The organism is Tardiphaga sp. P4_G1 (assembly GCF_056401215.1).
The window spans coordinates 797368-808947 of the sequence record NZ_JBFUJU010000001.1 but is presented as its reverse complement, the minus strand read 5'-3'; the positions used below and the strand labels follow the sequence as shown (position 1 = coordinate 808947).

The following is an 11580-nucleotide window of genomic DNA, read 5'->3' as shown; positions in this document are numbered from 1 at the left end:
TGAGTGGCGAGCAGCCTGAATCCTACGGGGATCAGGCGGTCGCGACCTTCTTGTCTTTTGAAATCGCCAGCACGATCAGCGCTGCAATAATACATAGCGCACCTGCCGCGAAAAAGGCAGGCAGATAGCTGAGCAGTACCGTGCGCGACAGGCCAGCGCCGAATGCCGCCGTTGCTGCGCCCAGTTGATGACCGGCGAAGATCCAGCCGAATACCAGACCCGCGCGTTCAGGTCCAAACTTCGACGCTGTAAGCCGCACGGTGGGCGGCACGGTGGCGATCCAGTCCAGGCCGTAGAACAGCGCGAATAGCGACAGGCCATAGAACGAGAAGTCGGTAAACGGCAGCGCCAGCAGCGAGAGGCCGCGCAGGCCATAGTACCAGAACAGCAGGTAACGATTGTCATACCGGTCAGACAGCCAGCCCGACGCGATGGTACCGACGAAATCGAACACGCCCATGGCCGCAAGCAGGCCGGCCGCCTGAATCTGTGGGATGCCGAAGTCGAGGCACATCGGGATCAGGTGAACCTGAACCAGTCCGTTGGTGCTGGCGCCGCAGATGAAGAAGGTTGCGAACAGGATCCAGAAAACTTTGGTCTGGGCAGCATCGCGCAGGGCACCGAGTGCTGCCGCCATGATCGGCGAGGTGTTCGGTGGCGGAACGGCCAGCGGTTCGGTGCTGGTGTCGCCATAGGGGCGAATGCCGATGTCGCTGGGACGGTCCCGCATCACCAGCAGCACCCCGAGCGCGGCTATGGCCAGCATCACGCACATCAGCGCCAGTGCCCAGCGCCAGTTGCTGTGCTCGGTGATGCTGGCGAGGATCGGCAGAAAGATCAGCTGACCGGTGGCCGCGCTCGCGGTGAGGATACCCACGACGAGGCCACGGCGTGCGCTGAACCAGCGCGCTGCAACGGTGGCGCCGAGCACCAGCGCCGTCATGCCGGTGCCGATACCAACGGCGACGCCCCAGAGCGCCATCAACTGCCAGACCTGCGTCATCCCAAGCGACAATATGAGGCTTGCAGCAACGACGAGCAGGGCAATCAGCGTGACGTTACGCAACCCATAACGGTTCATCAGCGCCGCGGCGAACGGCGCCATCAGGCCGAACAGCACGAAGCGGATCGACATGGCGGAGGAAATCTCCGCGGTGCTCCAGCCGAATTCCTTCTGCAGCGGCACGATGAACACGCCGGGCGCGCCAACCGCGGCAGCGCTGACCAGCGCCGTCACGAAGGTTACGGCGATCATCGCCCATCCGTAATGGATATTGCGGCGGGCGAGGGCAGTCGAGAGCCATCCGGAAATCATCGGGTTTCCTGCAATCAATGAGAAAAGGCGTCGCGACGACCATCGCCGCGACGATCATATCTGGGAAAGGCGGTTCAGCGAACGATGCGTTCGATGGCAATCGCGGTGGCTTCGCCGCCGCCGATGCACAGTGCCGCGACGCCGCGTTTCAGGCCTCTGGCTTCCAGTGCATGCAGCAGCGTCACGATCAGCCGCGCGCCGGTGGCGCCGATGGGGTGGCCCAGCGCGCAGGCGCCGCCATTGACGTTCAGTTTTTCGCGGGGAATTCCAAGGTCGCGTTGCGCGGCCATCGGCACCACGGCAAAGGCCTCGTTGATTTCGAACAGATCGACATCGCCGACGCTCCAGCCGACCTTGTCGAGCAGTTTGCGGATTGCCGGAATGGGCGCAGTCGTGAACCATTGCGGTTCCTGGCTGTGCGTGGCGTGGCCATGGATCACGGCCAGCGCGGGCAGGCCCTCACGATCCACGAGGGAACGCTTGGCGAGCACCAGGGCAGCAGCGCCATCGGCATTGGCGGACGAAGCAGCGGGCGTGATAGTGCCGTTGCTGCGGAAGGCTGGTTTGAGGTTCGGGATCTTGGCGGGATCGACCTTCAGCGGATGTTCGTCATTGGCGATCTCGCGAGCTCCGGACTTCTCGACGACGGTCAGTGGCGTGATCTCCGCCTTGAAGGCGCCGCTCTCCACCGCCTTGCGCGCGCGGGTCAGCGTCTCGATCGCATAGGCGTCCTGATCTCCACGCGTGAACTGATAGGCCTCAGCGGTGGCTTCGCCGAAGTCACCCATCGAGCGACCGACCTCATAGGCATCCTCAAGCCCATCCATCAGCATGTGATCGATGATGCGATCATGGCCGACGCGGTAACCGCCGCGTGCCTTCTGCAGCAAATAGGGCGCATTGGTCATGCTCTCCATGCCGCCGGAGACGATGATCTCCGCCGAGCCGGCATGGATGATGTCGTGGGCAAGCATGGTCGCCTTCATGCCGGAGCCGCAGACCTTGTTAATCGTCGTGGCCCCCGTGGCATCCGGCAGCTTGGCACCTCGGGCGGCCTGGCGGGCGGGCGCCTGACCCTGGCCGGCGGGAAGTACGCAGCCCATGAAGACTTCGTCGATGCGCTCGGGTGTCAGTTTCGCGCGTGCCACGGCGGCACCGATGACGTGGCTGCCGAGCTTGTGGCCGGAGAAGGGCGATAGTTCGCCCTGGAAGCGGCCGAGCGGAGTGCGGGTGGCCGAGACGATGACGACCGGATCTGAAGCTGCGGACATGATGGAGGCTCCTTCGCGCAAGCGCGGGTCATTTGGATGACACTCATCATATGATGCGCTGCAAGATACGCAATGCCGGCCTGTGCAAAATTCTCGTGAGGTCGAGCTGCTAGCGTTTGCGGTTGATGAAACCCTGCATCAGTCGCTGCGGCTCGCCGGTCAGATAGGCCTCGCCGAACACGCCGACGCTGAGATTGACGGATTCTTTCAGCGGCAGCTCTTCCCACTGTTTCAGCAGGGCTTTTTGCGACCGCATGGCCTCGGGTCCACACTCGAGTATGGCTTCGATCGTCTTTTCAACTTCGGCATCAAGCGCGCCTTCGGCCGCAACCACATCGACCAGACCCCAATTGAGCGCGGTCGGTGCATCGATGGTGGCGGCGGTCATGATCAGCCAGCGGGCACGGCCCCAACCGATCAGGCGCGGCAAGAGGGCAGCGTGAATCACCGAGGGGATACCGACCCTAACCTCGGGCATGGCGTATTTGGAATCATGCGAAGCGATACGGAAATCGCAGGCGGCAGCAAATTCGAGGCCGCCGCCAAGGCACCAGCCGGGGATGCGGGCGATCACAGGCGCGGGAAAAGCGCGGGCGGCTTCGCAGAGATCGCGCAAGCCGGAAATGAACTTCTCGGCGGAGGCCTGATCCAGCGTCGCCATTTCCTTGATGTCGGCGCCGCCAATCATGCTCTTTTCGCTCTGGCCGGCGATGACAAGCGCGCGAATGGCGCGTTCCGTGGCCAATACCTCGATGCCCTCGCGAACGCCCTTGATTGCGGCTGAATTGAGAATATTGAGTGAGCCGGCGTTGCAGATCGTCAGCCGAACTATACCTCGCGGGTCACGTTCGACACCGCAATGGGGATTGAGCATATGCATGAAATCGTCTCGTCCCTTGGCATTCCCTTGGGCCGGCGCGGATCGCCGGTCTTGCTCCTATCAATTCCGCGTCAAACGGCGGTGTTGTCAAGACCTGCGGCCAGGTGTGCGTTGCGCGTGTGGACCGGTGCGAGTAATATGATCGACATCATCTATTTGTCTTGAATGGGCCGCTGATGCGTTATTCCAAGGAACACAAGCTCGAGACGCATGCGCGGATCGTGAAGAAGGCTTCCGTGCGTCTACGCGAAAAGGGCGCGCATGGCATCGGCGTGGCCGACCTCATGAAAGACGCGGGTCTCACCCACGGCGGCTTCTACGCGCATTTCGATTCGCGCGAGGCACTGGTGATCGAAGCCTTTGCCTATGCAATGGATCGGTCGACCGATCGCTGGCGTCAGTTGGCTGGGCAGGCGGCGCCGGATCAGCGCCTGGCCACGATCGTGGATTCTTACCTGTCGCCGCAGCACCGCGACAACCCAGGTCATGGCTGTGCCGTCCCGGCGCTGGGCGCTGAGATCGCGCGCGAGAGCCCCAAAACGCGCAAGGTGTTTGCCGCCAAGCTCGATCAGATGATCGAGATGATGTCCGAGCAGTTTCATGGCGGACCGAGCAAATCGGCGCGCAGACAGGCGATGGCGGCGCTTGCCACCATGATGGGCACCATCGTGCTCGCCCGCGCCGCCGGCAATGGCGAGTTGTCCGAGGAGCTTTTGAGCGCTGGCCGCGAGGCCGTGCTGGGCCGTGCTGCAGCGCCGAAGCCGACAGCGTCCAAGGCTGAGGCTCCCAAGAGTGGGGCTAGAAAGCCGACTGCAAAGAAGGCGGCAACCAAGGCCGTATCTGCCGCCAAGAATTGATAATCGGCGCACTGCCTGCGACATTGTCGCGGCGGTGACATTCTGACAGGGCGAAACTGCAGCGAGCCTGCAATTTCGCAAATCCGCCGCGCGTGCAGGGCCTTTCCAAACGCCATAAAGCCTGATCAACATCGGGCCAAATTTGGCTTCCAGGAGGAAACGCATGCGCACGATTGGACATTTCATCGGCGGCCGTGAGGTCGAGGGCAAGTCGGGGCGTTTCGCCGACGTTTTCGAGCCGATGACTGGCGAAGTTCAGGCCAAGGTTGCGCTGGCCAGCAAGGCTGAGATGCGCGCCGCGGTGCTCAATGCCGCCGAGGCGCAGGTCGCCTGGGGCAACACCAATCCACAGCGCCGCGCCCGCGTGCTGATGAAATTCCTCGAACTCGCCAATCGCGACTACGACAAGCTGGCCGATTGCCTGGCGCGTGAGCATGGCAAGACTGTGCCGGACGCCAAGGGCGATATCCAACGCGGCTTGGAGGTGATCGAATTCGCCTGCGGCATTCCGCATCTGATGAAGGGCGAATACACCGAAGGCGCAGGTCCCGGCATCGACATCTATTCGATGCGCCAGTCGCTCGGTGTCGTCGCGGGCATCACGCCGTTCAACTTCCCGGCGATGATCCCGATGTGGAAATTCGGTCCGGCCATCGCCTGCGGCAACGCCTTCATCCTGAAGCCCTCGGAGCGCGATCCGGGCGTGCCGATGATGCTCGCCGCACTGATGATCGAAGCCGGTCTGCCGCCGGGCATTCTGAACGTCGTCAATGGCGACAAGGAAGCCGTCGACGCAATCCTCGACGACGAAGACATCAAGGCTGTCGGCTTTGTCGGCTCGTCGCCGATCGCCCAGTACATCTACGAGCGCGCTGCGGCGACCGGCAAACGCGCCCAGTGCTTCGGTGGAGCGAAGAACCACGCCATCATCATGCCCGATGCGGATATGGACCAGACCGTCGATGCGCTGATCGGTGCCGGCTACGGCTCGGCTGGCGAGCGCTGCATGGCGATCTCGGTGGCCGTGCCTGTTGGCAAGACCACGGCCGACCGTCTGATGGAAAAGCTCATCCCGCGCGTCGAGAGCCTGAAGATCGGCACCTCCGTGGATCCCTCGGCTGACTTCGGTCCGCTGGTGACCAAGGAAGCCGTCGACCGCGTCAAGAACTATGTCGATATCGGCATCAAGGAAGGCGCCACGCTCGCCGTCGATGGCCGCGGCTTCAAGATGCAGGGCTACGAGAACGGCTTCTATATGGGTGGCTGTCTGTTCGACAACGTCACCAAGGACATGCGCATCTACAAGGAAGAGATCTTCGGGCCCGTGCTGTCGGTGGTGCGTGCCCACGATTACGAAGAAGCTCTCGCGCTGCCGTCGGATCATGACTACGGCAACGGCGTTGCGATCTTCACCCGTGACGGTGACGCTGCGCGCGACTTCGCCGCCAAGGTCAATGTCGGCATGGTCGGCATCAACGTGCCGATCCCGGTGCCGATTGCTTATTATACCTTCGGTGGCTGGAAGAAGTCCGGCTTCGGCGATCTCAACCAGCATGGTCCGGATTCTATCCGCTTCTACACCAAGACCAAGACGGTGACCGCGCGCTGGCCATCGGGTGTCAAGGAAGGCGCCGAGTTCTCGATCCCGTTGATGAAGTAAGAATACGCAAGCGGCCCGGCGCTCCCAAAGGTGGTGCACCGGGCCGTTTCATTTTCCCGGCTGATCAACAATCAACAAGAAGGGCGTGATGCAATTCGCTCTCGATGAGGAACAGACCGCTATTCGCGACATGGCGCGCGAATTCGCTGCGGAAAAGATCGCTCCCTTTGCGCTCAAATGGGACGAGGACAAGCATTTTCCGAAAGAGGTGATGCGCGAGGCGGCGCTGCTCGGCATGGGCGGCATCTATATCCGTGACGATGTCGGTGGCTCCGCGCTGACGCGTTTCGATGCCGCGCTGATCTTCGAGGCGCTGGCGACCGGCTGCCCGACCACCTCGGCCTTCATTTCGATCCACAACATGGCGTCGTGGATGATCGACTCCTATGGGAATGAGACACAGCGCCGGAAGTGGCTGCCGCGTCTCTGCACCATGGAGCTACTGGCGAGCTATTGCCTGACTGAGCCGGGTTCGGGATCGGATGCGGCGGCGCTGCGCACCCGCGCCGTCGTCGATGGCGATCACTACGTCCTCAATGGCCAGAAGCAGTTTATCTCCGGGGCTGGCGATACCGACGTCTATGTCGTGATGGTGCGCACCGGTGGCGAGGGTGCCGGCGGCGTCTCCACCATCGTCGTTCAAGCCGGCACGCCCGGTCTCTCTTTTGGCAATAACGAACGCAAGATGGGCTGGAACGCGCAATCGACACGCGCCGTGATCTTCGAAAATTGCCGCGTGCCGATCGCCAACCGGCTCGGTGACGAGGGCATCGGGTTCAAGATCGCCATGGCCGGCCTCGACGGTGGTCGTCTCAACATCGCGGCGTGTTCGCTCGGTGGCGCGCAGTCTGCGCTCGACAGGTCGTTGAGCTACATGAAAGAGCGGAAGGCGTTCGGCAAGCGACTCGACGAATTCCAGGCGCTGCAGTTTCGTATCGCCGACATGGCGACCGAACTGGAAGCCGCACGCACCTTCCTGTGGCGAGCGGCGGCGGCACTCGACCGCAAGGATGCCGATGCCGGCATGCTCTGCGCGATGGCCAAGCGCTTCGGCACCGATATCGGTTTCGAGGTCGCCAACGACGCGCTGCAGCTGCATGGCGGCTATGGCTATCTCGCCGAATACGGCATCGAGAAGATCGTGCGCGATTTGCGCGTGCACCAGATCCTTGAAGGCACCAATGAAATCATGCGGCTGATCGTGTCGCGCAAACTGATCGAGGGCGCGCGATGAGTTCGGACGTGGCAACTGGGACAAGCGACCTCATCGTCGCGCGGGAAGGTGCGGCCGGTGTGATCCGGCTGAACCGGCCGAAGGCATTGAACGCGCTGACGCTGGAGATGACGCGTGAGATCGCGACGGCGCTCGATATGTTTGAGGCCGATCCGAAGGTTGCGCTCATCATTCTTGAAGGAGCAGGCGAGCGCGGGCTGTGCGCCGGTGGCGACATCCGCGGTCTCTATGAGAGCGCCAAGGTCAAAGGCGATCTCGGCAAGATCTTCTGGCGCGAGGAATATATCGTCAACGCGCGGATCGCGAAATTTCCGAAGCCTTATGTGGCCTATATGGATGGCTTCGTGATGGGCGGCGGCGTCGGTCTGGCCGGCCATGCCAGCCATCGCATCGTCACCGAGAAGACCAGGATGGCGATGCCGGAAGTGGGCCTCGGCTTCTTTCCTGACGTGGGTGGCACCTGGCTGTTGTCGCGCGCGCCTGGCGAGCTCGGGACGTATTTCGGTCTGACCGGACTGACGGCAAATGGTGCCGATGCGCTTGCTGCACATATGGCGGACGTCCTGATCGACACCGTCAATTGGCCGGCATTGCGCGAAGCGCTGACAAAGCTGTCGTCAGGTGCCGATGCAGCGTTGGTGATGACGACACTCAAGAAGTTTGCAGCCCCGGAACAAACCGGTCCAGTCACGGCGCAGCGTGCGCTGATCGATCGCGCTTTCGCCCATGACAGCGTCGAGGAGATTGTGGCTGCGCTTGAGCAGGACGGTTCAGATTTCGCGCTGGCGACGATCAAGGCCATGTCCGACAAATCACCGCGGGGGCTCAAGGTTACCCTGAAGCTGCTGTGGCTCGCGCGCGCGTCGAAGTCGCTCGAGGAATGTCTGTCGCGCGAATATCTCGCGGCTCTCGAAGTGTTCGATAGCGCGGATTTCGTCGAGGGCGTGCGTGCGGCGATCATCGACAAGGACCGCAATCCGACATGGCAGCCGCCGGATCTCAATGGCGTGACACCGGAGATCGTGGCGCGCTATCTCGCGCCGCGCGACGTTGCGCTCACGTTCTGAAGCGTTGCGTTCTGAACGAAAGTTGGATTTCGCCGTTTTCATCAGGCTTTAAAAACAAACAAACGATCACGAGGGCAGGACATGACCAGCATTGCATTCATCGGTCTCGGCAATATGGGTGGCCCGATGGCCGCCAACCTGGTCAAGGCAGGCCACAAGGTGACGGGCTTCGATCTCGTCGAGGCGTCCCGCGCGCAGGCGAGGGTGGATGGCGTGACCATTGCTGACAAGGCGGTCGATGCCGTGAAGGGCGCCGAGGTCATCATTACCATGCTGCCGGCCGGCAAACACGTGGTGTCGGTCTGGAGCGAGGTCATTCCCGTGGCCGCCAAGGGTGCGTTGATGATCGATTGCTCGACCATCGACGTGGAAAGCGCACGCAAGGCGCATGAACTGGCGGCTGCGCAGAAGCTGCCGTCGGTCGATGCGCCGGTCTCCGGTGGCACTGGTGGCGCCAAGGGCGCGACGCTGACCTTCATGGCCGGTGGCGATGCCAAGGCGTTCGCGTCAGCCAAGCCGGTCCTCGAAGCCATGGGCAAGAAGATCGTCCATTGCGGGGATGCCGGCGCGGGGCAGGCGGCCAAGATCTGCAACAACATGATCCTCGGCATTTCGATGATCGGCGTCAGCGAAGCCTTCGTGCTCGCCGAGAAACTCGGCCTGTCGCATCAGGCGCTGTTCGATGTGGCCTCGACCTCGTCGGGCCAGTGCTGGTCGCTGACCACCTATTGCCCGGTGCCGGGACCGGTGCCGACATCGCCGGCCAACAATGAATACAAGCCGGGTTTTGCCGCAGCACTGATGCTCAAGGATCTCAGGCTATCACAGGAAGCCGCCAAGGCCGCCGGCGCCAGGACGCCGCTCGGCGCCCATGCCGAGAGCATCTATGAGACCTATGAGAAGGAAGGTCATGGCGGCGATGACTTTTCCGGGATCATTCATCATCTGCGGCATTTGATACCGAAATAGCGGGAGCGTCGGCATGACCACGTTCAAGCAGGCCCGCGCCTTTCTCCTCGAACACCGCACCGACTACGCCGCCGCCGTTGCCGGCTTTCGCTGGCCCGATCCGGTCGACTTCAACTGGGCGCTCGACTGGTTCGACGCCGAACTCGCCCATGATCCCGTCAGCAAGGACCGGACCGCGCTCTGGATCGTCGATGCGGCGGCCAGCCGCGAGACGAAGCTGTCGTTCGAGGTGTTGTCACGCCGCTCCAATCAGGTTGCCAATTTCCTGCGCGCGCAGGGGCTGAAGCGCGGCGATCATCTGTTGCTGCTGCTCGGCAATGTGGTGCCGCTGTGGGAGACCATGCTGGCGGCGATCAAGCTCGGCGTCGTCATCATTCCTGCCACCACGCTGCTGACCTCGGATGAATTGCAGGACCGGCTCGATCGCGGCCGCGCCAAGCTCGTGGTGGCGGCAGAGGACCAGGTCGCCAAGTTCGGCAGCTTGAAGACCGCGGGCATTGGTCAGATCGTCGTCAACGCCGCGTCAGTTCACGCCGGATGGCTCGCCTTCGAGACATCAGCAGACTTCTCCGAGATCTTCACGCCGGATGGCCCAACCAGGGCTGACGATCCGATGTTGCTCTATTTCACCTCGGGCACCACGGCGAAGCCGAAGCTCGTGCGGCACAGCCAGCGCAGCTATCCCGTCGGCGGACTCTCGACGATGTTTTGGATCGGACTGCAGCCGGGCGACGTGCATCTCAACATCTCTTCACCGGGCTGGGCCAAGCATGCCTGGAGCTGCTTCTTTGCGCCATGGAATGCCGGCGCAACGGTGTTCGTGGTCAATCAGCCGCGTTTCGACGCCAAGGGCCTGCTTGCCACCATCGGCCGCTGCGGCGTGACGACACTGTGCGCACCGCCGACAGTGTGGCGGCTCTTCATTCAGGAGAAGCTTGCCACCTTCAAGGTCGCGCTGCGCGAAGTCTGTGGCGCTGGTGAGCCGCTCAATCCGGAAGTGATCGATCAGGTCAAGGCGGCCTGGGGCCTCACCATTCGCGACGGCTACGGTCAGACCGAGACCACCGCGCTGGCCGGCAATTCGCCGGGCCAGACTGTCAAGGTGGGCTCCATGGGCCGTCCGCTGCCGGGCTGGAAGGTTCGCGTTGTCGATGCCGATGGCAATCCGGCGAAGGAGGGCGAGGTCAGTCTCGTGCTTGGCGTCGATCGCCCGGCAGGATTGATGCAGGGCTATCAGGCCGAAGACGGTAGTGTCAGCGGTGCAAGCGGTGAGATCTATCGCAGCGGCGACGTCGTATTTTCCGATGACGATGGCTATCTCACTTTCGTCGGTCGCTCCGACGATGTGTTCAAATCCTCGGACTATCGCATCAGTCCGTTCGAGCTGGAGAGTATCCTGCTCGAACACGATGCCGTGGCTGAGGCCGCCATTGTGCCGAGCCCCGATCCGATCCGGCTCGCCATCCCCAAGGCCTATGTGTTGCTGATCGGCGATACCGCGCCGTCCAAGGCGACGGCGCTGTCGATCTATCAGCATCTGCATGTGCGTCTGGCGCCTTTCAAACGTATACGTCGGATCGAGTTCGTGACCGAGCTGCCGAAGACGATTTCGGGCAAGATTCGCAGGGTCCACCTGCGTCGGCTCGAACACGCCGACGATCGCAGCGATCCCTTGCGCGGCGTCGAGTTTCGCGAAGAGGATTTCCCCGAATTGCAGGCACTCCGCGCGGCAGGATCGCAAGAGGGCGAGCGGTAATTTGTCGCGCTTTGCATGGCTGCAGCGCACAATTTCGCTTGGCGTCAGGGTGTGGGCTGTGGAATCTGCGCTCGCAACGCAACTGGATTTTGAGGACTGAGACTGAATGAGCGCGATGATTGAACGTGATGCCTATATCGCCATGGTGGGCAAGGAAGTCGGCGTATCGCCCTGGCACATCATGGACCAGAAGCGCATCGATGCGTTTGCTGCGGCGACGGAGGATTTTCAGTTCATCCATGTCGATCCCGCGCGGGCGCGCGAAACGCCATTCGGCACGACGATCGCTCATGGCTTCCTGACCATGTCGATGCTCTCGGTCTTTTCCTATGAGGCGCTGCCGCAACTGGCCGATGTTGCCATGGGCGTCAATTACGGCACCGACAAAGTGCGCTTCGTGTCGCCGGTCAAAGCAGGATCGCGCATCCGCGGCCGCTTCACGCTGACCGAGGCGACGTTGCGCAAGCCGAAGGAATTGTTCACGCGCACCAGCGTGAGTGTCGAAATCGAAGGCGAGGACAAGCCGGCGCTGGTCGCCGACTGGCTCGGCCTTGTCTATTTCAATTGAGGA

Annotated in this window: 10 protein-coding genes; 7 read left to right on the top strand and 3 right to left on the bottom strand. The window is 62.3% G+C overall.

Going from position 1 to position 11580, the window contains the following annotated elements; genetic code table 11:
- Positions 1-31: 31 nt before the first annotated feature.
- The 3 genes from AC1DUY_RS03990 to AC1DUY_RS03980 form a co-directional block, all read right to left on the bottom strand.
- A complete protein-coding gene (locus AC1DUY_RS03990) occupies positions 32-1315 on the bottom strand; it encodes an MFS transporter (protein WP_175366060.1) in 1284 nt (427 codons plus the stop codon).
- A gap of 74 nt (positions 1316-1389) precedes the next feature.
- Positions 1390-2586, bottom strand: coding sequence for an acetyl-CoA C-acyltransferase (locus AC1DUY_RS03985; protein ID WP_478112358.1), 1197 nt, complete (start codon positions 2584-2586; stop codon positions 1390-1392).
- 109 nt (positions 2587-2695) lie between these two features.
- The gene (locus tag AC1DUY_RS03980; protein ID WP_089267272.1) at positions 2696-3466 is read right to left on the bottom strand and encodes an enoyl-CoA hydratase; all 771 of its coding nucleotides are present in this window, start codon (positions 3464-3466) and stop codon (positions 2696-2698) included.
- Positions 3467-3642: 176 nt separating this feature from the next.
- On the opposite strand from AC1DUY_RS03980, the gene AC1DUY_RS03975 reads away from it, so the two are divergent.
- The 7 genes from AC1DUY_RS03975 (at position 3643) to AC1DUY_RS03945 (ending at position 11577) form a co-directional block, all read left to right on the top strand.
- A complete protein-coding gene (locus AC1DUY_RS03975; RefSeq protein WP_441277084.1) occupies positions 3643-4323 on the top strand; it encodes a TetR/AcrR family transcriptional regulator in 681 nt (226 codons plus the stop codon).
- Between the two features lie 163 nt (positions 4324-4486).
- Positions 4487-5983, top strand: a complete 1497-nt coding sequence (locus AC1DUY_RS03970; RefSeq protein ID WP_120290210.1) for a CoA-acylating methylmalonate-semialdehyde dehydrogenase — start codon at positions 4487-4489, stop codon at positions 5981-5983.
- An 88-nt stretch (positions 5984-6071) separates the two neighbouring features.
- Positions 6072-7217, top strand: a complete 1146-nt coding sequence (locus AC1DUY_RS03965) for an isobutyryl-CoA dehydrogenase (RefSeq protein WP_478112355.1) — start codon at positions 6072-6074, stop codon at positions 7215-7217.
- Positions 7214-8284, top strand: coding sequence for an enoyl-CoA hydratase/isomerase family protein (locus AC1DUY_RS03960; protein ID WP_478112353.1), 1071 nt, complete (start codon positions 7214-7216; stop codon positions 8282-8284). The genes AC1DUY_RS03965 and AC1DUY_RS03960 overlap by 4 nt, the downstream gene beginning before the upstream one ends.
- Positions 8285-8365: 81 nt before the next feature.
- Positions 8366-9253 (top strand): 3-hydroxyisobutyrate dehydrogenase, encoded by an 888-nt coding sequence (gene mmsB / locus AC1DUY_RS03955; protein ID WP_478112351.1) that lies wholly within the window; start codon positions 8366-8368, stop codon positions 9251-9253.
- A gap of 13 nt (positions 9254-9266) precedes the next feature.
- Positions 9267-11009 carry an AMP-binding protein gene (locus tag AC1DUY_RS03950; RefSeq protein ID WP_478112349.1) on the top strand — a complete coding sequence of 581 codons (1743 nt, stop codon included), beginning with the start codon at positions 9267-9269 and terminating at the stop codon, positions 11007-11009.
- A gap of 106 nt (positions 11010-11115) precedes the next feature.
- Entirely contained in the window at positions 11116-11577 is a 462-nt protein-coding gene (locus AC1DUY_RS03945; RefSeq protein WP_320443946.1) for a MaoC family dehydratase, read from the top strand.
- The last annotated feature ends 3 nt before the right edge of the window (positions 11578-11580 follow it).

What these genes read in the sequence shown, in the direction of transcription:
- AC1DUY_RS03990 (WP_175366060.1), bottom strand. Translation starts at nt 1,315, where the DNA reads ATGATTTCCGGATGGCTCTCGACTGCCCTCGCCCGCCGCAATATCCAT.
- AC1DUY_RS03985 (WP_478112358.1), bottom strand. Translation starts at nt 2,586, where the DNA reads ATGTCCGCAGCTTCAGATCCGGTCGTCATCGTCTCGGCCACCCGCACT.
- AC1DUY_RS03980 (WP_089267272.1), bottom strand. Translation starts at nt 3,466, where the DNA reads ATGCATATGCTCAATCCCCATTGCGGTGTCGAACGTGACCCGCGAGGT.
- AC1DUY_RS03975 (WP_441277084.1), top strand. Translation starts at nt 3,643, where the DNA reads ATGCGTTATTCCAAGGAACACAAGCTCGAGACGCATGCGCGGATCGTG.
- AC1DUY_RS03970 (WP_120290210.1), top strand. Translation starts at nt 4,487, where the DNA reads ATGCGCACGATTGGACATTTCATCGGCGGCCGTGAGGTCGAGGGCAAG.
- AC1DUY_RS03965 (WP_478112355.1), top strand. Translation starts at nt 6,072, where the DNA reads ATGCAATTCGCTCTCGATGAGGAACAGACCGCTATTCGCGACATGGCG.
- AC1DUY_RS03960 (WP_478112353.1), top strand. Translation starts at nt 7,214, where the DNA reads ATGAGTTCGGACGTGGCAACTGGGACAAGCGACCTCATCGTCGCGCGG.
- mmsB (WP_478112351.1), top strand. Translation starts at nt 8,366, where the DNA reads ATGACCAGCATTGCATTCATCGGTCTCGGCAATATGGGTGGCCCGATG.
- AC1DUY_RS03950 (WP_478112349.1), top strand. Translation starts at nt 9,267, where the DNA reads ATGACCACGTTCAAGCAGGCCCGCGCCTTTCTCCTCGAACACCGCACC.
- AC1DUY_RS03945 (WP_320443946.1), top strand. Translation starts at nt 11,116, where the DNA reads ATGAGCGCGATGATTGAACGTGATGCCTATATCGCCATGGTGGGCAAG.